This is a genomic window from Pseudomonas pohangensis (genome assembly GCF_900105995.1).
Classification (GTDB): domain Bacteria; phylum Pseudomonadota; class Gammaproteobacteria; order Pseudomonadales; family Pseudomonadaceae; genus Aquipseudomonas; species Aquipseudomonas pohangensis.
The window spans coordinates 2,269,694-2,290,321 of record NZ_LT629785.1 but is presented as its reverse complement, the minus strand read 5'-3'; the positions used below and the strand labels follow the sequence as shown (position 1 = coordinate 2,290,321).

The 20,628-nt window shown below is 62.2% G+C and carries 23 protein-coding genes; 13 read left to right on the top strand and 10 right to left on the bottom strand.

Annotated elements, in window-relative coordinates; translation table 11 throughout:
* The first annotated feature begins 43 nt into the window (after positions 1-43).
* From BLT89_RS10725 to BLT89_RS10715, 3 genes are all read left to right on the top strand, one after another.
* On the top strand, positions 44-802 hold the full coding sequence (locus BLT89_RS10725) for an SDR family oxidoreductase (RefSeq protein ID WP_090194913.1): 759 nt from the start codon (positions 44-46) through the stop codon (positions 800-802).
* A 69-nt stretch (positions 803-871) separates the two neighbouring features.
* On the top strand, positions 872-1,756 hold the full coding sequence (locus BLT89_RS10720) for a bile acid:sodium symporter family protein (RefSeq protein ID WP_090194910.1): 885 nt from the start codon (positions 872-874) through the stop codon (positions 1,754-1,756).
* 60 nt (positions 1,757-1,816) lie between these two features.
* The gene (locus BLT89_RS10715; RefSeq protein ID WP_090194907.1) at positions 1,817-2,470 is read left to right on the top strand and encodes a hypothetical protein; all 654 of its coding nucleotides are present in this window, start codon (positions 1,817-1,819) and stop codon (positions 2,468-2,470) included.
* Here BLT89_RS10715 and BLT89_RS10710 read toward each other — a convergent pair.
* On the bottom strand, positions 2,436-2,876 hold the full coding sequence (locus BLT89_RS10710) for a MarR family transcriptional regulator (RefSeq protein WP_090194904.1): 441 nt from the start codon (positions 2,874-2,876) through the stop codon (positions 2,436-2,438). The two genes, BLT89_RS10715 and BLT89_RS10710, sit on opposite strands and share 35 nt — an antisense overlap.
* A gap of 82 nt (positions 2,877-2,958) precedes the next feature.
* Here BLT89_RS10710 and BLT89_RS10705 point away from each other — a divergent pair, with 82 nt between their 5' ends.
* From BLT89_RS10705 to BLT89_RS10695, 3 genes are all read left to right on the top strand, one after another.
* Positions 2,959-4,149: an aminotransferase-like domain-containing protein gene (locus BLT89_RS10705; protein ID WP_090194899.1), complete on the top strand. Its 1,191-nt coding sequence runs from the start codon at positions 2,959-2,961 to the stop codon at positions 4,147-4,149.
* Positions 4,150-4,167: 18 nt separating this feature from the next.
* The gene (locus tag BLT89_RS10700; protein ID WP_090194896.1) at positions 4,168-4,770 is read left to right on the top strand and encodes a glutathione S-transferase family protein; all 603 of its coding nucleotides are present in this window, start codon (positions 4,168-4,170) and stop codon (positions 4,768-4,770) included.
* 69 nt (positions 4,771-4,839) lie between these two features.
* On the top strand, positions 4,840-5,268 hold the full coding sequence (locus BLT89_RS10695; protein ID WP_090194894.1) for a hypothetical protein: 429 nt from the start codon (positions 4,840-4,842) through the stop codon (positions 5,266-5,268).
* 96 nt (positions 5,269-5,364) lie between these two features.
* Here the strand turns inward: BLT89_RS10695 and rsuA are convergent, their stop codons facing one another.
* The 3 genes from rsuA to mnmC form a co-directional block, all read right to left on the bottom strand.
* On the bottom strand, positions 5,365-6,057 hold the full coding sequence (rsuA, locus tag BLT89_RS10690) for a 16S rRNA pseudouridine(516) synthase RsuA (RefSeq protein WP_090194891.1): 693 nt from the start codon (positions 6,055-6,057) through the stop codon (positions 5,365-5,367).
* A 91-nt stretch (positions 6,058-6,148) separates the two neighbouring features.
* Complete coding sequence (locus BLT89_RS10685; RefSeq protein WP_090194888.1) at positions 6,149-6,388, bottom strand: YheU family protein; 240 nt, start codon at positions 6,386-6,388, stop codon at positions 6,149-6,151.
* A 32-nt stretch (positions 6,389-6,420) separates the two neighbouring features.
* Positions 6,421-8,382 (bottom strand): bifunctional tRNA (5-methylaminomethyl-2-thiouridine)(34)-methyltransferase MnmD/FAD-dependent 5-carboxymethylaminomethyl-2-thiouridine(34) oxidoreductase MnmC, encoded by a 1,962-nt coding sequence (gene mnmC / locus BLT89_RS10680; RefSeq protein WP_090194885.1) that lies wholly within the window; start codon positions 8,380-8,382, stop codon positions 6,421-6,423.
* A gap of 124 nt (positions 8,383-8,506) precedes the next feature.
* Here mnmC and pap point away from each other — a divergent pair, with 124 nt between their 5' ends.
* On the top strand, positions 8,507-10,000 hold the full coding sequence (gene pap / locus BLT89_RS10675) for a polyphosphate:AMP phosphotransferase (RefSeq protein WP_090194883.1): 1,494 nt from the start codon (positions 8,507-8,509) through the stop codon (positions 9,998-10,000).
* Positions 10,001-10,072: 72 nt separating this feature from the next.
* Here the strand turns inward: pap and BLT89_RS10670 are convergent, their stop codons facing one another.
* The 3 genes from BLT89_RS10670 to BLT89_RS10660 all read right to left on the bottom strand — a co-directional run bounded on the left by BLT89_RS10670 (position 10,073) and on the right by BLT89_RS10660 (position 13,461).
* Positions 10,073-10,279, bottom strand: coding sequence for a DUF6316 family protein (locus tag BLT89_RS10670; RefSeq protein WP_090194880.1), 207 nt, complete (start codon positions 10,277-10,279; stop codon positions 10,073-10,075).
* Between the two features lie 161 nt (positions 10,280-10,440).
* The gene (locus tag BLT89_RS10665; protein WP_090194877.1) at positions 10,441-11,895 is read right to left on the bottom strand and encodes a TrkH family potassium uptake protein; all 1,455 of its coding nucleotides are present in this window, start codon (positions 11,893-11,895) and stop codon (positions 10,441-10,443) included.
* Between the two features lie 111 nt (positions 11,896-12,006).
* Positions 12,007-13,461 carry a TrkH family potassium uptake protein gene (locus BLT89_RS10660; RefSeq protein ID WP_090194875.1) on the bottom strand — a complete coding sequence of 485 codons (1,455 nt, stop codon included), beginning with the start codon at positions 13,459-13,461 and terminating at the stop codon, positions 12,007-12,009.
* Positions 13,462-13,611: 150 nt separating this feature from the next.
* Here BLT89_RS10660 and BLT89_RS10655 point away from each other — a divergent pair, with 150 nt between their 5' ends.
* Positions 13,612-14,184 (top strand): nitroreductase family protein, encoded by a 573-nt coding sequence (locus tag BLT89_RS10655; protein WP_090194872.1) that lies wholly within the window; start codon positions 13,612-13,614, stop codon positions 14,182-14,184.
* Here the strand turns inward: BLT89_RS10655 and BLT89_RS10650 are convergent.
* From BLT89_RS10650 to BLT89_RS10640, 3 genes are read right to left on the bottom strand one after another with little or no spacing between them, the layout of a single operon-like run.
* Positions 14,177-14,593 (bottom strand): hypothetical protein, encoded by a 417-nt coding sequence (locus BLT89_RS10650; protein ID WP_090194870.1) that lies wholly within the window; start codon positions 14,591-14,593, stop codon positions 14,177-14,179. The two genes, BLT89_RS10655 and BLT89_RS10650, sit on opposite strands and share 8 nt — an antisense overlap.
* A 48-nt stretch (positions 14,594-14,641) precedes the next feature.
* Positions 14,642-14,941, bottom strand: coding sequence for a YciI family protein (locus BLT89_RS10645; protein ID WP_090194868.1), 300 nt, complete (start codon positions 14,939-14,941; stop codon positions 14,642-14,644).
* An 8-nt stretch (positions 14,942-14,949) separates the two neighbouring features.
* Positions 14,950-15,537, bottom strand: coding sequence for a septation protein A (locus tag BLT89_RS10640; protein WP_090198936.1), 588 nt, complete (start codon positions 15,535-15,537; stop codon positions 14,950-14,952).
* A 66-nt stretch (positions 15,538-15,603) separates the two neighbouring features.
* Here BLT89_RS10640 and BLT89_RS10635 point away from each other — a divergent pair, with 66 nt between their 5' ends.
* The 5 genes from BLT89_RS10635 (at position 15,604) to rluB (ending at position 20,087) form a co-directional block, all read left to right on the top strand.
* Entirely contained in the window at positions 15,604-16,506 is a 903-nt protein-coding gene (locus BLT89_RS10635; protein WP_090194866.1) for a PHP domain-containing protein, read from the top strand.
* Positions 16,507-16,519: 13 nt separating this feature from the next.
* Positions 16,520-17,152, top strand: coding sequence for an L-threonylcarbamoyladenylate synthase (locus BLT89_RS10630; protein WP_090194863.1), 633 nt, complete (start codon positions 16,520-16,522; stop codon positions 17,150-17,152).
* Between the two features lie 107 nt (positions 17,153-17,259).
* Positions 17,260-17,958: a segregation and condensation protein A gene (locus BLT89_RS10625; protein ID WP_172829165.1), complete on the top strand. Its 699-nt coding sequence runs from the start codon at positions 17,260-17,262 to the stop codon at positions 17,956-17,958.
* Between the two features lie 31 nt (positions 17,959-17,989).
* A complete protein-coding gene (gene scpB, locus BLT89_RS10620) occupies positions 17,990-18,784 on the top strand; it encodes an SMC-Scp complex subunit ScpB (protein ID WP_090194858.1) in 795 nt (264 codons plus the stop codon).
* A gap of 157 nt (positions 18,785-18,941) precedes the next feature.
* Positions 18,942-20,087, top strand: a complete 1,146-nt coding sequence (gene rluB, locus BLT89_RS10615) for a 23S rRNA pseudouridine(2605) synthase RluB (RefSeq protein WP_090194855.1) — start codon at positions 18,942-18,944, stop codon at positions 20,085-20,087.
* The last annotated feature ends 541 nt before the right edge of the window (positions 20,088-20,628 follow it).

Sequence of the window (20,628 nt, the reverse complement as noted above, 5' to 3'; positions counted from 1 at the left end):
GAATGTTCTGGATAGACTGCGGCAAATTCCAGGGAGAGTTTGCATGACAGTTTCGCATACAGGACAGGTTGCATTGGTTACCGGCGCTGCCGCCGGTATTGGCCGCGCCACGGCGCTGGCGTTTGCCGCCAAAGGCCTCGCGGTGGTGGTGTCGGATGTCGACGAGAATGGCGGTGCACAGACCGTTGCGCTGATCCAGGGCGCCGGCGGCGTTGCGCACTTCGTGGGTTGCGATGTGACCCGTGATGCCGAAGTGGCCGCGCTGATTGCCCGGGTGCTCGAGCTTTACGGCCGTCTGGATTACGCCTTCAACAATGCCGGTATCGAAATCGAGAAAGGCCGTCTGGCCGAAGGCGACGAGGCCGAGTTCGATGCCATCATGGGCGTCAACGTCAAGGGCGTGTGGCTGTGCATGAAGCACCAGTTACCGGTGATGCTCAAGCAGGGTGGTGGGGCGATCGTCAACACGGCATCGGTGGCCGGTCTGATGGCGGCGCCGAAAATGAGTATCTACTGTGCTTCGAAACACGCGGTGCTCGGGCTGACCCGTTCGGCAGCGGTGGAATATGCCAGGAAGAATATTCGCATCAACGCCGTATGCCCGGGTGTGATCGATACCGAGATGTTCCGCCGTGCCCATGAGGCTGACCCGAAAAAGGCCGACTTCGCGGCAGCGATGCACCCGGTCGGACGCATCGGCAAGGCCGAAGAGGTAGCCGCTGCGGTGCTCTATCTGTGCAGTGATGCCGCGGCTTTCGTTACCGGCGTGGCGCTGCCGGTTGATGGTGGCGCGACCCTCTGAATACGCGACTACCCTCAACGGAACGCCGGCGCCTGTGCGCCGGCCATCTTCCGCTGCGAGTAGACGCCGATCATGCATGACCCGTTACTGACGCTCTTCCTGCCCGGCGCGCTGGGCGTGATCATGCTCGGCCTTGGTCTGTCGCTGACCCTGGCCGACTTTACCCGCGTCGCCAGATACCCGCGGCCGGTACTGATCGGCCTGTGTTGCCAGGTGCTGATCCTGCCACTGCTGTGCTTCGTGATGCTCAAGCTGGCGGGCCTGGCACCGGCGCTGGCAGTCGGTTTCATGCTGCTGGCCGCCTCGCCGGGTGGCACCAGTGCCAACCTGTTCAGCCATCTGGCGCACGGTGATGTGGCGTTGAACATCAGCCTGACGGCAGTCAGTTCGATGGTGGCGATTCTGAGCATGCCGCTGATCGTCAATCTGTCGCTGCTGTACTTCATGGATGCCGATCAGGCCATCCCGCTGCAGTTCGGCAAGGTATTGCAGGTGTTCGTCATCGTGCTCGGGCCGGTGGCCATCGGCATGTTGATTCGACGCTTCCAGCCGGCATTTGCGGCAAAAATGGACAAGCCGGTGCGCTTGCTTTCCGGTCTGTTCCTGGCCCTGATTATCGTGCTGGCCTTCGCCAATGACAGCCTGGGAGCGCTTGATCACTTTGTCGAAATCGGCCTGCTGGCGCTGCTGTTCAATCTGGCCAGCATGGCGGTGGGCTACTGGGTGCCTCGCCTGATGAAGCTGAACCTGCGCCAGTCGATTGCCATCGGCATGGAGATCGGCATCCACAACGGTACGCTGGCAATTGCTTTGGCACTCAGCCCGGCCCTCTTGAACAGCCCGACCATGGCTATTCCTGCGGCGATCTACGGCATTCTGGCGTTCTTTACCGCTGCTGCCTTTGGCTGGATGATCAACCGCTTGCATAAGCAGGAATTGTCAGTCAAAGAGTGACCCCGGCGACTCTGCTGCTATGTTCGTTACAGTCCGGAGTTATTGACGGAGCAGTTTCCAGTGGATGAAAACCCCTACGCAGCCCCACAAGCCAGTGTGGTGGAAAGCCTGCCGGCACCCTGTTTGCCGGACTGGCGTGCCGGGCACCTGCGCCTGCTCGGCTGGTTGTCGCTGCTCTCGGTATTCGCTTCGCTGGTGCTGTTGTTGCTGGCGCTGGGTGAACAGGCGCTGGCGGAAGAGGGCAGGCGTCTGGCCGACTGGCTGGGGTTGGCGCTGATGCTGCTGGGCAATTATCTGCTGCTGTGTCTCAAGGGCTTTGTCGAGGCGCGTTTTGCCGCCAGGGGCCTAGCCTGGCCGGTGTGGCTGATGGTGCTTGGCGGGCTGTTGCTGGAGTTGCTGGATTTTCTCTACGGCGCCGCCATGTTCAGCAGCTTCAATCCGCAGGGCATCAGCTATCTGGCGCTGATGGCGGCTTATGGCCTGGCAACGCTGTGGTTCGGGCTGCGTCTGTTGCGGGTGGAAAATGTCTATCCGGCGCTGCGCCTGCTGGCCTGGCTGAATATCGCCGGGGGTTTGCTGATGGCCAGCGTGGTGCTGGTGCTGCTGGCGATCGTGCCGCTGCTGGGCAGTTCGCTGGCAATGCTGCTGGTGTTCTGGCGCGGGGCGGCGGAGCAGCGGCTCAATGCTCCGGGCGCTGCGCCAGGGCCTGATTGAACGCCAGCCAGCCGGCCATGGCTTCACTGCCGGCGCTGTCCAGTGCCCGTTGCAGCAGGCGCGTCTGTTCCTTGCGCAGTGCCTGCTCGAGTTTCGCGCCTTCCGCAGTCAGGCCCAGTTCGCGCTTGCGTTTGTCGTTGAGCGCCGTGGCGCTGTGTACCAGATGCATTTCCAGCAACTGGCGCAACGGAATATTCAGCGCCTGCTTGCTTACTTCAAGGTAGGCGAGCAGTTCACTGACGCTGAGGCCGGGGTTCTGCGCAATGAAGAACAGGATGCGGTGGTGCACCCGCGACAGCCCACGGCGCGCGAGAATCTCGTCGGGCTTGGCGGTGAAAGCCTGATAGGCAAAGAAGAAAGCCGCCATGGCGGTCTGCTGAGCGGTCGGTTTTTTCAGGTCAATCATGTTGACGTATCCGTGCAAGTCGGCGTAATTTCAGTCAATCAGTTTGACTTAATTTTCCTGCCTCTGCATCCGGTGACAGCGCATGGCCTTCTCTGAACGCATAACCCGCCTGAAAAGCTCCCTGATCCGCGAAATTCTGGCTGCCGCGCAGCGCCCGGAAGTGATGTCGTTTGCCGGCGGCTTGCCGGCGCAAGCCATGCTGCCGCAGGTCGAGTGGCAGGCCATGCCAGTGAGCATGGGCCAGTACGGCATGAGCGAAGGCGAACCGGAGCTGCGTGAAGCCATTGCCCGTGAGGCGCGCGCCATTGGCGTGCCCTGCGAGGCCAGCCAGGTGCTGATTGTCAGCGGCTCGCAACAGACACTCGATCTGGCGGCCAAGCTGTTTATCGATCCGGGTACCAAGGTTCTGGTGGAAGCGCCGACCTACCTGGCCGCCTTGCAGCCATTCCAGCTGTTCGGCGCCGATTGCCTGGCCGTGCCGCAGGAGGCCGATGGTCCGCAGCTCGATGCCCTGCGCGAGCAGCTGGCGCAGAAACCGGCTTTCGGCTATCTGATTCCGACTTTCCAGAATCCGTCTGCGGTGCGCTACAGCGAAGCCCGGCGCGATGCGGTGGCCGCCCTGTTTGACGAGTTCGGCGTGCCGCTGATCGAGGATGAGCCCTACCGTGAACTGGTGTTCGATGGCGGCAGCGCTACGCCGATCGTCAGTCGTCTGCGCAAGGCCAGCTGGATTTACACCGGCACCGTATCCAAGACCCTGCTGCCGGGTTTGCGCGTCGGCTTCCTGATTGCCACGCCGGATCTGTTCCCCCTGCTGCTGCGCCTCAAGCAGGCCGCCGACCTGCACACCAACCGCATCGGCCAGTGGCAGGCCCTGCAATGGCTGGGTACGCAGCAATACCGCGAGCATCTGGCCGAGCTGCGCGATTTCTACCGGGTGCGCCGCGATGCCATGCAGAGCGCTCTGCTCGAGCATTTTGCCGAGCTGGCCGACTGGCAGGTTCCCCAGGGCGGGCTGTTCTTCTGGCTCAAGCTCAAGCAGCCGCTGGATACCCGTACCCTGCTGCAGCCGGCGCTGGCCGAGAATGTGGCATTCATGCCCGGCGAGCCGTTTTTTGTCGATCCGGAGCAGAATCATGGCTATCTGCGGCTGAACTTCAGCCATGTCGCTCCCGAGCGGCTGGGCGAGGGTCTGCAACGCCTGACCCGGGTGATCCGCCAGGCCCAGCAGGTGCAACTTGCCGAACAGGCCGTGGCGGCCGTTGCCGGCTAATCAGGGGAGGAGGCAAGCATGTTCAAGGTCTACGGTGATTATCGTTCCGGCAATTGCTACAAACTCAAGCTGATGCTCAACCTGCTTGGGCAACCTTATGAGTGGATTGCCGTCGATGTACTCAAGGGTGAAACCCAGACGCCCGAATTCCTCGCTAAAAATCCCAACGGCAAGATTCCGGTGCTGGAGCTGGAAGACGGCACCTGCCTGTGGGAGTCCAATGCGATTCTCAATTTTCTCGCCCAGGGCAGCACCTTCCTCTGCAGCGAGCCGCGTCTGGCGACCCAGGTGCTGCAATGGCAGTTCTTCGAGCAGTACAGCCATGAGCCGTATATCGCCGTGGCCCGCTTCATCCAGCTCTATCAGGGCTTGCCCGAGGCGCGCCGGGCCGAGTATGACAACTGTCACAGAGGCGGCTACAAGGCGCTGGATGTGATGGAACAGCAGCTGCAGCGCACGCCGTATCTGGTCGGTGAGCAATACACCATTGCCGATGTCAGCCTCTATGCCTACACCCATGTGGCCCATGAAGGCGGTTTCGATCTGTCCGGCTATCCGGCGATCAATGCCTGGCTGGCGCGGGTCGCCGCTCACCCGCGGCATGTGTCCATGCTCGACTGAGTTCGATTGGCACACGCTATTGCGTGCTGACACTCTGTAGAATGCCTGCTGACCAACAGGAGTGCCGGTGTGGAGATAGAGTCCATTGTCTACGGGTGTATCCGCGACTGGCCGACGGACAACCCCGAGTTCCGCCGCCAGCGCCGCGATACCAATCGTCAGGTGCTGCAGAACCTGCCGGCCGGTGGCGACTGGCCGTTTATCGGTCGCGACATGTTTTCCTGCTGTGAGCAGCAGGGTCTGGGCCTGTACCAGACCCAGGTGATCCATTTCGGCGCCAGTTACCAGGCCATCGAATACGAGTGGAAGCTCTGGGTGCAGGAGTTCGAAGCCCTGCTCAAGCGCCTGTACTGGGGCAGCGCAGTGGTCCATCTGGAAACCGAACTCAACGGCATGCACACCTTCCGCTGGGAATCGGAACAGGGCTTCCACAGCCCCAATGAAGGCGAACTGCTGCTGCGCTGCAGCTGGGAACGCGAGGGCAGCCTGCGCGGCTAGGCGTCGCCTGCGCGGCCCCGGGAACAACACCGCAGCGGCCGCAGGCGGTTCCTGGGCACCTTGCCCGGCTGGCCTGTCTGGCGGGTGCTTGCGGGGTTACTCGATACTGTTTATTTCTGTTTCGCTCAGCGGACGGTAGTCACCCGCTTGCAGTGCATCGTCCAGGGTTATCCCGCCGATACGCTCGCGGTGCAGTTCGATAACGCGATTATCCAGGGCGGCAAACATCCGTTTCACCTGATGATATTTGCCCTCGCTGATGGTCAGCCTGACTTCGTTGCTGCCCAGGCGCTCGAGCCGGGCGGGCCTGGTCAGCTGCTTTTCGCTGTGCAGCTGGATGCCGGACTGCAATTTTTCTTCGGCATCGCAGATCAGATCGGTCGCCAGTTTGACGTGATAGGTTTTTTGGCACTCTCGCCGTGGCGAGGTCACGCGATGGTTCCACTGGCCATCATCGGTAATCAACACCAGCCCGGTGGTATCAAGATCCAGACGCCCGGCTATCTGCAGGCTGTGCAGGTTGGGTTCGTCGAGCAGGTCGAGCACCGTGGGGTGATGGCTATCGGTTGTGGCGCACAGGTAGCCTGCGGGTTTGTGCAGCATGAAGTAACGCGGGCCGGCCGGACGCAGTGTTTCACCGTCCAGCTGAACGGTATCGGCCGGGCTCAGGTTCAGGCTGGCATCCTTCACCTGTTGGCCATTCACCTGCACGCGCTTGTTGCGCAAGGCTAGCTTCACCAGCGCGCGAGACAGGTCGGTGGTCTGGGCAATGTATTTGTCGAGGCGCATGGATTAAAAACTCTCGCGGCTGTCTGAGCGGTCTGGCGTCAATCCGGCTGGCGGGAATGGTGGATTCCGGCCAGTCAAATCCTGTCGGCAATCAGTCATCCAGTGCTTCCAGCCACTCGCGGGGTACCTGGTCGCGCAGGGCCAGTTGGCATTGCTGGCTTTCCGGGTCAAAGATGATCACCGCCTGTTTCTTCTGCAGCGCTTTGCGGACCCGGGCGATGCGGGTTTCCAGCGGGGTTTCGTCGCCGTTGTCGGTGCCTTCGCGGGTGACGAAGTCCTCGATCAGCCGGGTCAGGGTGTCGCTTTCGAGCATTTCGGGCGGGATCAGCATGGTTTCTCGGGATCGTGGCAGTGGCAGGCAGTCTAACTGCCCCGTGTCAGCGTGCGCAGAGAAAAACGCCCGGGGTGACAGGCTTCGGCGACGCTGCGCGGCAGCGGCAGAGGTTCGTCATCCAGCCAGGCGGCCAGCAGTTCCGCCGCCAGCGGGGCGGTGACCAGGCCGCGGGAGCCGTGGGCACAGTTCAGGTACAGACCGTCGAGCCAGGGGCAGTCGGCGTCCAGCTCCTTGCGTGCGTTTTTTCCCAGTGCGGCATAGCGCTGCAGGAATGCCTGGTGATCGGCCAGCGGGCCAATCAGCGGCAGGTAGTCGGGCGTGGTGCAGCGAAAGGCAGCGCGGCCCTGCAGGGTGGCGGGATCGAGTTCTGCGCGCTGCAGCTGCCCGGCGAGGTCTGTGGAAATCGAATCCAGCAGTTGCAGGTTGCCCTGGTGTTCGCTGGCGCACAGGTCGAGATCGTCGCGCTTGAAGTCGAAACTGGCGCCCAGGGTATGCATGCCGTGGCGGACCGGGGCGACGTAGCCTTCGGCGCAGACCACGGTTTGCAGGGCCTGGCTGGCGGCTGTAGCCGGCAGGTAGCTGATCTGGCCGCGGATGCGCTTGAGTGGCAGGTGCGCGGTACACGGGAATTGGCTGACCTCGGCGGCGCCGGCCAGCACCACCACGGCTGCGCTGGCCAGCAGCTGCTCGCCTTGCAGAGCCTGCCAGCCATCGCCGGTTTTGCGCAGTTCAAGTGCCTGCCGCCGGGGGAGCAGCCGGATGTTCGGATGGCTGGCCAATAGCTGGCACAGCGCTGGCGGATTGACCCAGCCGGCTTCGGGAAAGAACAGCCCGCCTGACGCCAGTGCAACGCCGGCCAGGGCCTGTGCCTGCGGCTGATCGACGGCTTGCAGCAGATCATCGGCAAAGGCGGCAGCCAGTTTGGCCTGGCGGGCCTGCTCGGCCGCATCGAAGCCCAGCTGCAACACGCCACAGGCCTGCCAGTCACTGGCCTCGGGCAGTTGCGGCAGCAGCCGGCGGGTGTAGCCGAAGCCGCCGAGAATCAGTTGTGACAGCGCCGTGCCGTGGGCCGAGAGTTTCAGATAGAGCACGCCCTGCGGGTTGCCCGAGGCTTCGGCGGCCAGTCCGGCGTGGCGTTCGAGCAGGGTGACCTGCCAGCCGCGGGCTGCCAGACTGGCGGCACTGGCACAGCCGGCCAGACCGGCGCCGATCACCAGTGCCGTACGCTGCAGCGGCTTGTAGCCGGGGCGCCTGAACCAGGGCTTGCCTTCTGCCGCGGCTTGACCGGCAAAGTGCCCGGCCAGCATTTCCCGCTTGTGCCCATAACCCTTGATCCTTTGCACGGCAAAGCCGGCCTCGCCCAGACCGCGACGGACGAAGCCGGCACTGGTAAAGGTGGCCAGACTGGCGTTTGGTGCCGACAGGCGCGCCAGCTGGGCAAACAGTCCGGGGCTCCACATCTGCGGGTTCTTCGCCGGTGAAAAACCGTCGAGGAACCAGGCGTCGATGCGTGCGTCGAGTTCCGGCAATCTGTCCAGCACATCGCCGATCAGCAGCGTCAGCAGCACACGGCCGCCGGCAAACACCAGGCGCTGAAAGCCCGGATGAATGGCAACGTATTGCTCCAGCAGCTGATCGGCCTGAACGCCGAGTTCCGGCCACAGGGCCAGCGCCCTGTGCAGGTCGGCGCGCTGCAGCGGATACTTTTCCACGCTGACAAAGTGCAGCCGGGTATCCGCCGCGGCCTGTTGCTCGAACAGCTGCCAGGCACAGAGAAAATTCAAACCGGTGCCAAAGCCGGTTTCACCTATGCACAGTTGCTCGCCTGCCTGCAGCGCGGCAAAGCGCCGGGGCAGGTCGTTGCTGTCGAGAAACACATGGCGGGTTTCGCCCAGACCGGAAGCGCGTGAAAAATACACATCGTCAAAGCTGCGCGACAACGGCTGGCCCTGATCGTCCCAGTCGAGCTGGGCGTGGGATACTTCGGACATGGCAAGGTCACTGCTGGGAAGGCGACGGATTCTAAACGATTGCGCGAGGTCAACGCAGGTACAGTTTGTCGACTCTGGCTGATTTTCTCGGCTAGTCTTTAAGCTTCCATTTTGAGGATTGATTATGTTCGAGTCGGCCGAGTTGGGGCACAAAATTGATGATGCAACCTTTGATGAAATGGCCCCGGCATTGAGGGAGTCCCTGCTTGAGGCACAGTTCGAATTACAGCGACAAGCACGTTTCCCGGTGCTGATCCTGATCAATGGCATCGAGGGCGCCGGCAAGGGCGAAACAGTCAAACTGCTAAATACCTGGATGGACCCGCGGCTGATCCGCGTGGAAAGTTTTGCCCTGCAAACCGACGAGGAGCTGGTGCGCCCGCCGGAATGGCGTTACTGGCGGCGTCTGCCGCCCAAGGGCCAGACCGGTATCTTCTTCGGCAACTGGTACAGCCAGATGCTCAATGCCCGGGTGCAGGGCAGGATCAATACGGCAACTTTCGATCAGGCGGCGGAGGCCGCCGAGCGCCTTGAACGCATGCTCTGTGATGAAGGCACGCTGATCTTCAAATTCTGGTTTCACCTGTCCAAGAAACAGATGCACAAGCGCATTGACCTGCTCAAGTCCGACCCGCTGCGCAGCTGGCAGGTCAGCCCTTTCGAGTGGCAGCAGGCCAAGGTTTACGACAAGTTCGTGCGCTTTGGCGAGCGGGTGCTGCGCCGTACCAGCCGGGATTATGCGCCCTGGTATGTGGTGGAAGGGTCTGATGCCAATTATCGCAACCTGACGGTAGCGCGCACTTTGCTGGAGGGGATGCAGGCAGCACTGAAAGCCGAAGCCCGGCCGAAAACCCAGCCGCATGCAGCACCGTTGATTTCGAGTCTGGATAACCGTGGTTTGCTCGATGCGCTGGACATGAGCCAGAGCCTGAGCAAGGAAGACTACAAAACCGAGCTGGCCAGCGAGCAGGCAAGGCTGGCAGGTCTGATGAGTGACAAGCGCATGCGGCGTCACTCATTACTGGTGGCATTCGAGGGTAACGATGCGGCGGGCAAGGGCGGTGCGATCCGGCGGGTGACGGAAGCAATCGACCCGCGTTCCTACCGGGTAGTGCAGGTGGGGGCGCCGACCCAGGAAGAGCTTGCCCAGCCCTATCTGTGGCGTTTCTGGCGGCACGTGCCGGCCCATGGAAAAATGACCATCTTCGATCGCACCTGGTATGGCCGGGTTCTGGTGGAGCGGGTCGAGGGTTTTTGTTCACAGGCAGACTGGTTAAGGGCCTATAGCGAGATCAGCGACTTCGAGGAAAGTCTGACCAGTCATGGTGTAGTGCTGGTCAAGTTCTGGCTGGCAATTGACCGTGATACCCAGGAGCAGCGCTTCAAGGATCGCGAGGAAGTTGGCTACAAACGCTTCAAGATCACCGATGAAGACTGGCGTAACCGGGCCAAATGGGATGAATACGTGGACGCGGTGGGTGACATGGTCGATCGGACCAGTAGTGAGATAGCGCACTGGACGCTGGTTGAGGCCAACGACAAGCGCTTTGCCCGGGTCAAGGTGCTGCGCACCATCAACGAGGCACTGGAAGCGGCATTTTCGCGGAAGAAGGATTGAGTTGATTTGCCTTGCCAGTAAACAGGAAGTCGCGCCTCGGCGCGATTTCCTGTTTGGCCGGGCTGATGACGATTAATGCGAACGCTGCATGATGTCGTCACCTTGCCGGGTACGCCGTATGTAGCAGGCGATCTCGCGTTCGGCATCACTCTGGGTGAAGTAGGGCCCTTCGAAGGTTCCTTCGCGGGTGGAAAAGAAAAACTGTCCATTTACCGTGCTGATGCGCTTGCTGCGGTAGTGGGTTGCGACTACGGGGTCAACCGCCCGGCGAGTGAACATGGCTGTATCTCCAAAATATATCCTGACTTCTCGGAGTGTATGCGCTGGGCAGCGTCCTGCCTGACGGTACGACGAATGGTCGATATTTTGGCGTTTGCGGGTGGTTCGGCGAATTTGTGCGTATAAATTGACGCCGGGTCAGCGCAAGGCGGTTGCCGTTCTCAGTGTTTCCAGAAGGTGTTGGTGAACAGCACCAGGACGGTGAGGATCTCCAGGCGGCCCAGCAGCATGCCGACCGTCAGCATCCACTTCGCCGCATCCGGCAAGGTGGAGAAGTTTCCGGCCGGACCGATGACCGGCCCCAGCCCCGGGCCGACATTGCACACGGCGGTGGCGGCGCCGGTCAGGGCGGTCATCCAGTCCACGCCGGTGAGGGACAGGCCAAGGGCAAGCACGGCGATGGTGACGGCAAAGAAAAACGAGAAAGTGATCAGCGAGCGGACAATGTCCTCGTCCAGGTTGTGCTTGTTGTACTGCTGTTTGATCACCGCGCGCGGGTGTACCAGCTGTTGCAGGTTGGCTCGCAGCAGCACATAGGCGACCTGGAAGCGGAAGATTTTCAGGCCACCGGTGGTTGAGCCGGAGCAGCCGCCGACGAAGGTCAGGTAGAAAAACAGCAGAATGGCAAAGCCGCCCCAGAGGCTGTAATCGGTCACCGCAAAGCCGGTACCGGTAACTATCGAGGTCACGCTGAGGCTGGTGATACGGAAGGCATCCAGCCAGCTGTAGTCCGAGTTGAGCCAGAGCCAGGTACCTACAGTCAGCCAGGTGATCACCAGAAAGCCGACAAAGCCGCGTACCTGCTGGTCGCGCCACAGGGCTTTGAGGTTGCCGCGCAAGGTGGCTACATACAGGGTGAAGGGCACGCCGCCACAGATCATCAGGGCCACGGCAACCCAGTGCACAGCCGGTTGTTGCCAGTTTCCGAGGGAGGCATCGGAGGTCGAGTAGCCGCCAGTGGCAATCGAGGTCATCGAGTGATTGATGGCGTCGAACGGCGTCATGCCGGCCAGCCAGAAACCCACAAAGCCGAGCAGGGTGAAGGCGATATAGATGCCCAGAAAGTACTTGGCGGCCATGTGCGAGCGTGGCATGACTTTCTCGCTCCAGTCCGATGACTCGGTCTGGAACAGGCGCATGCCGCCGACCCGCAGCAGTGGCAGAATGGCCACGGCCATGGCGATAAAGCCGATGCCGCCCAGCCATTGCAGCAGGGAGCGCCAGATCAGCAGGCCCGGCGAGGCATGGTCGAGGCCGCTGATGACCGTCGAGCCGGTGGTGGTAATCCCGGACATGGTTTCGAAGAAGGCGTCGGTATAGCTGATGTGATGCACCAGCACCATCGGCAGGGCAGCAAAGATGCACACCGCAATCCAGCTGGCGGTGGTCAGCATGTACATGTCGCGCGGGCGCAGGCTGGCATGCTTGGGGCGGCCACCGCCAGCCAGGGCCAGACCGGCGATGGCGGTAATCACGCAGGACCAGGCAAAGGCAGACAACTCCGACTGGTGATCGAGAAGGATCAGGGTAATCATCGGAATCAGCATGCTGGCAGCAACGGTCAGCAGGAACAACCCGATGACAAAGCCGATCATGCGCAGGGTTGGCAGGCTCATGCAGCGCCCTCTTGTTCAAGTGGGGCTGCATTCTACGCGGCTAGAACCTGCTGTAAATCCTCCATTGGGCGGGAGCGCCGGCTTTGCCGGAGGCCACACTACAGCCGGTATCTAGTGTTTCCAGAAAGCGCGGGTGAAGAGCACCAGTACCGTGAGGATTTCCAGCCGGCCGAGCAGCATGCCTGCGGTCAGCAGCCACTTGGCGCTATCGCTGAGGGTGGCAAAATTGCCCGCCGGGCCAATGATCGGCCCCAGTCCCGGGCCCACGTTGCATACGGCGGTGGCGGCGCCGGTGAGTGCAGTGATCCAGTCCAGTCCGGTCAGGGTCAGGCCGATGGCGATCAGCGAGATGGTCACGGCAAAGAAGAACGAGAAGGTGATCATCGCGCTGACGATGTCTTCGTCAAGGTTGTGGCCGTTGTACTGCTGCTTGATCACCGCGCGCGGGTGCACCAGTCGCAACAGGTTGGCGCGCAACAGTACAAAGGCGACCTGGAAGCGGAAGATCTTCAGGCCGCCGGCGGTCGAGCCGGAGCAGCCGCCGACAAAGGTCAGATAGAAAAACAGCAGTACGGCAAAACTTCCCCAGGTGGTGTAGTCGCCCAGGGCGTAACCGGTGGTAGTCACCACGGAGGTGATATTGAACGCCGCGACCCGTATGGCATCTATCCAGCCCAGCTGGGAATGCAGGTGCAGCCAGGCGCCGACCACCAGCCAGCTGGCCAGCAGAAAGCCGAGCAGGCCGCGGACCTGATGGTCACGCAGCAGTGCCTTGTAGTTGCCGCGCAGGCTGGCGACATACAGGGTAAAGGGCAGGCTGCCGGCAATCATCAAGGCCACGGCAATCCAGTGAATGGCTGGCTGGGTCCAGTGCGCCATGGAGGCGTCGGAGGTGGAGTAACCGCCGGTGGAGATGGCGGTCATGGCATGGTTGATCGCCTCGAAGGCGCTCATCCCCGCGGCCCATAAGCCCAAAAAGCCAAGCACGGTCAGTGCGGTATACACCGCCAATATGTACTTGGCGGCCATGTGCGAACGCGGCATGACTTTCTCGCCCCAGTCGGACGATTCGGTCTGGAACAGGCGCATGCCGCCGACGCGCAACAGCGGCAGAATGGCCACGGCCATGCCGATAAAGCCGATGCCGCCCAGCCACTGCAGCATGGAGCGCCAGATCAGCAGCCCCGGTGAGGCCTGATCCAGATTGGTCAGCACGGTCGAGCCGGTGGTGGTCACCCCGGACATGGTTTCGAAGAAGGCATCGGTGTAACTGATGTGCTGGATCAGTACCATCGGCAGCGCGGCAAACAGGCAGACGATCACCCAGCTGCTGCTGGTCAGCATGTACATGTCACGCGGCCGCAGGTTGGAATCCTTCGGCCGACCCGGCAAGGTCAGCGCCAGGCCGGCCAGCGCGGTGATCAGGCAGGACCAGGTAAAGGCAGAGAGTTCCCCCTCATGCTTGAACAGGACCAGTGTCAGCATCGGAATCAGCATGCTGACCGCCAGGGTGATCAGGAAAATACCGATGATGAAGCCAAGCGAGCGGAGTGACTGCAGGGCCATGCACGTAGGGCTCTGGAAGGAAGGGGGCTTATTCTACTCGTGACGCCAAGGCTGTAAATCGCTTAGTCAGGGATATTCTGCAGGCGCACGGGCGCTGGCAGTTGTGCATGGGTAGAATGGCGACACTGTGAATGCTGCCGGAGGTTGTTGATGGATGTCCTGGATGCTCTGCGAAATCGCGTATCTGTCGCTCGTCTGAGCGGGCCTGCACCATCTGCGGCCCAACGCGAGCAGCTGTTTGCCGCTGCTCTGCGGGCGCCGGACCACGGCCAGTTGAGCCCGTGGCGCTTCCTGACCATCGAGGGCGCTGCGCGTGAGCGTCTGGGTGACCTGTTTGCCCAGGCCCTGGCTGCACGGCCCGGCGAGGTCAAGGCCGATGCGCTGGAAAAAGTCCGCAAAAGCCCGTTGCGGGCACCTCTGCTGGTGGTGGTGGTTGCCTGCCTGCAGGATCATCCCAAGGTTCCCCATCAGGAACAGTTGCTGGCGGCTGGCTGCGCTGCCCACGGTTTGCTGCTGGCCGCCCACGGCCTGGGTCTGGGAGCGATGTGGCGCACCGGCGCCATGGCCGAAGACCCGCTGGTCAGCAAAGGCCTGGGGTTGCAGAGCAACGAACGGATAATCGGCTTTGTTTATCTGGGCAACGTCGAAGGCGAGCGGCGTAATCCCAGAGCGCTGGCAGTGGAGGACTTTGTGCAGCCCTGGAATGAAGCCGCGCTCAGTTGAGCCACTGGCGTCTTCTGCGGTTGCCGCGTAACAGGGCGCCGATTGCCGCGCCGAGCAGGGCGGTCGCTGCACCGGCGAGATACCAGGTCTGGGTTTCCGTGAACAGGCTTTGCTGCTGTTTGGCAAGGGCTTCGCGCAGTTGCAGTTTTAGCTTCTGATTTTCCTGGCGCAGACGCGCGACCTGGGCAGTTTCTCTATCGGCCAGTCCCGAACTGAGTTGCCCGGCCAGTTCGTCACGTTGCTGGACGGCGGCGCCCAGTTCAGCTTCCAGTTCTTGGATGCGCTGGGTTGCGCTCGACTGGCTGGTGATGTGCGTGGCTGCCGGACTGGCAAGGGTGGACTCTTCGGCCTGCAGCGCGGAACACAGTGGCGTGAGCACAAGCAGCAGGGTCAGGGATAAACGATGCATGGTATTCCTTATTGTTTTTGTTATCGGACAGCCGGGTAAAGCGTGAAGTCAGGGCAGCACCAGCTTGAAGGGTTTCACCTGAACCTGAGCGTAGACGCCGGCAGCCAGATAGGGATCGGCATCTGCCCAGCGTTGTGCGCCCTGTAGCGAGTCGAACTCGGCAACGATCAGGCTGCCAGTGAAACCGGCCGGCCCCGGGTCATTGCTGTCAATGGCCGGGTGCGGGCCGGCGAGTATCAGTCGACCTTCAGTTTTGAGTTGCTCAAGCCGCGCGAGGTGATCCTGGCGCGCGGCCAGGCGCTTGCTCAGGGTGTCGGGGTGGTCGATGGCGATGATGGCGTAGAGCATGCGGATCCTTATTTTTGCGGCTGTTCGGCGGGGTCATGCAGGTGGCGTGACAGGTAGATGCCCTGGCCGACGAGGAACAGCAGGGTCATGCCCAGGCTGCCGAACACCTTGAAGTCCACCCACCACTGCTGAAAGGTAAAGGCAACGAACAGGTTGGCGCTACCGGCAATCAAGAAAAATATGATCCAGGCCTGATTCAGCCTTGCCCAGACGGGCTGTGGCAGGCTGATGGCGTGGCCCATCATGCGCTGGATCAGTGGCTTGTCGCCGATGAAGTGGCTGGCCAGGAATGCGCAGGCGAATATCCAGTTGACCACCGGGGCCTTCCACTTGAGGAAGGTTTCGCTGTGAAACGCCAGGGTCATGCCACCAAACACCAGGCAGGCGGCGAGGGTCAGCCACTGGCCTTTTTCCAGACGCCGCTGCACGGCGAAAAAAGCCCCGTAGACCAGCACCGAACTGCCAATCAGTACCGCAGTGGCACTGAAAATACCGCCAAGCATGAAGCTATGGTTGGCAAACTCGACCGCGCGCGGGTCGAGTTTGTAGACAATGAAAAACAGGATAAGCGGGATGAAATCGATGAATTGTTTCACGGTGCAAGCCACGGGCGGGATGAGACGGCATAATAACAAACCAGCATTCCGGCGATAGTCATACCCATGCATATTGATCTGCACTGCCACAGCACCGCATCCGATGGTGTGCTTGCCCCTGCCGACCTTGTCGCGCGGGCGTATGGGCGCGGCGTGCGGGTGCTGGCGCTGACCGATCACGACACCATTGAAGGCCTGCCTGAAGCCATGCAGGCAGCCGCCGCATGGCCGGACATGCAGTTGATCAGCGGGATCGAGCTGTCCTGTACCTGGGGCGGCGCCACCATTCATGTGCTCGGTTACGGCTTCAGGCCGGACGCGCCGGCACTGCTCAAGGCGGTTGAGGACCTGCACCATGGCCGCTGGTCGCGCGCCGAGGAAATAGGCCGGCGTCTGGCGGACAAGGGCATGCCAGGTGCCTTTGTCGGCGCCCGCGAGGCGCAGATGGCGCTGGGTGACAGTGGCAATGCGCCGGCGCGGCCGCATTTTGCCGATTTTCTGGTGCGTGCCGGGCATGTGGCCGATCGTGGCGAGGCATTTCGCAAGTGGCTGGGTGCCGGCAAGCTGGGCGATGTCAAACAGCATTGGCCAACGCTGGCGGAGGCGGTTGCCACTTTAAAGGCCTCAGGTGCCTGGATCAGTCTGGCGCACCCGATGATGTACGATTTCACCCGCAGCAAGCGACGCAAGCTGGTGGCAGCCTTTATCGAGGCCGGAGGGCACGGGCTGGAGGTGATCAACGGCCTGCAACCGGCTGAACAGACCGGCACGCTGAGTGTTCTGGCCCGTGAGTTCGGCCTGCTGGTGAGTGCCGGCAGCGATTTTCATGCGCCCAGCGACTGGTCGGAGCTGGGCATGTATCGCCCGATTCCGGAAGATTTGCCTTTGCTGGCGGCGCGCCTGAAATTGTCCGGCGGACTGCAGCCTCCGGCCGACCCGACTGCTGCGCCTGATGTTGCCGTTCACTGAGCAGGGAAACGCCATGAGTCAATTCTTCCAGGTGCATCCGGAAAACCCGCAGGCACGGCTGATCAAGCAGGCAGTGGAGATCATCCGCAAAGGTGGCGTGGTGGTTTATCCGACCGACTCGTCCTATGCGGTGGGCTGCCATATTGGCGACAAGTCGGCGGTGGAACGCATCCGCAGCCTGCGCCGGCTGGATGACAAGCACAATTTCACCCTGGTCTGCAGCGACCTGTCCCAGCTCGGGCTGTTTGCCAAGGTTGATACCAGCGCCTTTCGCCTGCTCAAGGCGCATACGCCGGGGCCGTACACCTTTATTCTCAGCGCCACCCGCGAAGTGCCGCGCATGCTCATGCATCCCAAGCGCCGCACCATCGGCCTGCGCGTGCCGGCGCATCCGATAGCCCTGGCCTTGCTGGCCGAGCTGGGCGAGCCGTTGATGAGTTCATCGCTGATCATGCCCGGCGAGAGCCTGCCGATGTCGGATCCCTACGAGATCCGCGAGCGTATCGAGCATCAGGTCGACCTGATCATCGACGGTGGCCACGGCGGGCTGGAAGCCTCGACGGTCGTCAGCCTTACCGATGGTGATCCGCAGGTGTTGCGCGTGGGTGCCGGTGATCCGCAGCCTTTCGAGCAGGGTGCCGATTGATGACAGAGCCGCAGCATGCCCCGGAACAGCAGGAACTGCCGTTTGCGCTGGTCTATGGCCAGGCAGTCACCGAATTGCCGCTGGATCTGTACATTCCGCCGGATGCTCTGGAGGTGTTCCTCGAAGCCTTCGAGGGCCCGCTGGATCTGCTGCTGTACCTGATCCGCAAACAGAACATCGACATCCTCGATATCCAGGTCGCGGAAATCACCAAGCAGTACATGGGTTATGTCGAGCTGATGCAGTCGGTGCGCCTGGAGCTGGCTGCCGAGTATCTGGTGATGGCCGCCATGCTGGCGGAAATCAAGTCGCGCATGTTGCTGCCGCGCTCGGCCGAGGTGGAGCAGGAAGAAGACGATCCACGCGCCGAACTGATCCGCCGCCTGCAGGAGTACGAGCGCTACAAGGCCGCTGCCGAAGGGCTGGACGGCTTGCCGCGGGTCGGTCGCGATATCCACGTACCGACCCTGGCCGCGCCGGCGGCCCGCGCCCGCAAGCTGCTGCCGGATGTCAGCCTGCAGGAATTGCTGCTGTCGATGGCCGAGGTGCTGCGCCGGGCCGACATGTTCGAGAGCCATCAGATCACCCGCGAGACCCTGTCGACCCGCGAGCGCATGAGTGACGTGCTGGAGCGCCTCAAGGCTGGCGGTTTTGTGCCATTCGTCGAGCTGTTCCGTGCCGAGGAAGGCCGCCTGGGCGTGGTGGTGACCTTCATGGCAGTGCTCGAGCTGATCAAGGAACAGCTGGTGGAGCTGGTGCAGAACGCCGATTTTGCCGCCATACACGTCCGCGCCAGGGCGGAATGAGCGAAACACAGGTAATTTTCGAGGTGAACCGATGAACCTTTCCGACCCTCAGGATCTGGCCAGCCTGCTGGAAGCCTTTCTGCTGGCGGCTGGCCGGCCATTGTCGCTGGAGCGCATGGCCGAACTGTTCGAAGAGGCCGAGCGCCCCGAACCGGCGTTGCTGCGCGAGGCCCTGGAAATCCTGCGGCACAGCTGTAGCGGCCGGGCTTTCGAGCTCAAGGAAGTGGCTTCGGGCTATCGCCTGCAGGTTTGTGAACGTTTTGCGCCCTGGGTCGGCCGGCTGTGGGACGAGCGCCCCCAGCGCTACTCGCGGGCGATGCTGGAAACCCTGGCGCTGATCGCCTACCGGCAGCCGATTACCCGTGGCGAGATCGAGGACATCCGTGGCGTGGCAGTCAACAGCCAGACGGTCAAGACCCTGCTGGAACGCGAGTGGATACGCGTGGTCGGCCACCGTGATGTGCCGGGCAAGCCGGAAATGTTCGCCACCACCCGGGCCTTTCTCGATTATTTCAACCTCAAGGGCCTGGAGGAGCTGCCAACGCTGGCAGCGTTGCGTGATCTCGAACCGGAGCCGGTGCTGTCGTTCAGCGATGAGCAGACGCTGGGCGCCGATGCCTTGCAGGTGGCGCTGGAGCCAGCCGAAGAACCGCGCGAGGAAGTCAATTTCAGCAGCCTGCTGGCGGAGCTGGACGGCATGGAGCAAGGGCTGAAGACCGATTTCAGCGACCTGCCCGAGCCGCTGACCGAGGCGTCCGGGGCCGCAGCAGAGGATGCTGCTGAAGAAGAATTGCCACGGCCGGATGAAGGCGCGTCACGCCACTGACTGTTACAGGCGCCGACTTGCTGGCGAATCTGCAGCAGTATCTGCGCAGCCAGCTATAGTCTTGCCGTGCGTCCAGCGGGCGATCCGCGTATGATGCGCGACCCTTTTGGCGCCTTGCGCCAATTTTTCTGTCATGGACACACCGGGAGGTGCCGCGATGAGTGACATTGAAGAATACCGTCCTGCAGGCGAGAAACTGCAGAAAGTCATGGCCCGTATGGGCCTCGGTTCGCGCCGCGACATTGAGACCTGGATCAGTCTGGGCCGGGTCAAGGTGAACAACCTGGTTGCCACCCTCGGCCAGCGCGTCGATACCCATGATGCCATCACCCTCGACGGCCGCCTGTTGCGCCGTGAAGAGCTGGAAGAAAGTACCCGCCGCGTGCTGATGTACAACAAGCCGGAAGGTCAGGTCTGCACCCGTGACGATCCGGAAGGCCGGCCCACGGTGTTCGAGCACCTGCCACGGCTGCAGAGCGGCCGCTGGATCAATATCGGCCGTCTCGACATCAACACCACCGGACTGCTGATGTTTACCACCGATGGCGAGTTGGCCAACCGCCTGATGCACCCTTCCTACCAGATGGACCGCGAGTATGCGGTGCGTGTGCGTGGCGAAGTGGATGACGAGATGATCGAGCGGCTGCTCACCGGGGTGATGCTGGAAGACGGCCCGGCGAAGTTTTCCGACATCCAGAAAGCGCCCGGTGGCGAAGGCTTCAACCACTGGTTTCATTGCGTGGTGATGGAAGGACGCAACCGCGAAGTGCGCCGGCTCTGGGAGTCGCAGGGCGTGGTGGTGAGCCGCCTGAAACGCGTGCGTTTCGGCCCGGTATTCCTCACCTCGGACCTGAGTGTCGGTCGCTGGCGCGAGATGGTGCAGGGCGAGATCGATATCCTCAGCAGCGAAGTCGGCCTGGCTTCAGTGGCCTTGCCGGAAATGAAGGGCAAGTTGCGCGACAAGCTGGACCGCCTGCAGCGCAAATCGCCCAAGCCGAACACCTTGCGCAGCCCGCGCCGGGCTGATGGCGAACGTCCGCAACGGGTATTGCGCGACGAGTCCGGCGCGCCGATCCCGCGCAAGCCACGTCCGGCAGCCAGTCGGGACAATCCGCGGGATTCCGGCAAGGGCACGCCGGTGGCGGAGCGTCCGGGCGATATGAGCAAGCGCCGTCCGGGCAAGCCATCCGGTGAGCGCTCGACACCTGCCCAGGGCGAGCGTCCGGCGCGCAAGCCGGCCGGTAGCAAACGCCCACCAGCCGGTGATGGCCAGCGGCCCGGATTTGGTCGCAAGAAGCCCTGATCCGAGTGGTTTGATAGCAAAAAAGGGACTCGTGGGAGTCCCTTTTTTATTGACTTGGTGCTGGCTATGAGCCAGAGCGCCACGCTTTCCCCGGATTGAAACTACAGGTTGCGCCTTGCACGGCGCCTTACTTTCTCTTTGTTTGCGCAAAGAGAAAGTAAGCAAAGAGAAAGCGCACCCGGCATACGGCCCATCGCAGCTCTCGGCTTTGGCACCCTGCGTCGCTCTACCTCCTGCATCCATGCAGTCGTCGCGGCATCCATGCCGCTCAACCCCCTCCACACCGATTTCGCTCACCCTCCTGACGGGACTGTCAGTCCATGCAACCCGGCAGCATTCCGATGGCTCCCATGCTCCTGCGTGGGAGCCGGATTTGCAGACGCTGGAGCGTCGAGGGCTACATTCCCACGCCGGAGCGTGGGAACGATCAAAAACGCAAATGATGCGGTGGGTACCCAAACGCCCCTTCAGGAGGCCGGATGCAGGGGCAAGCGTTTTTGCTTACTTTTGCCGCGACCGGTGCGTGTCAAGGTACCTGTCG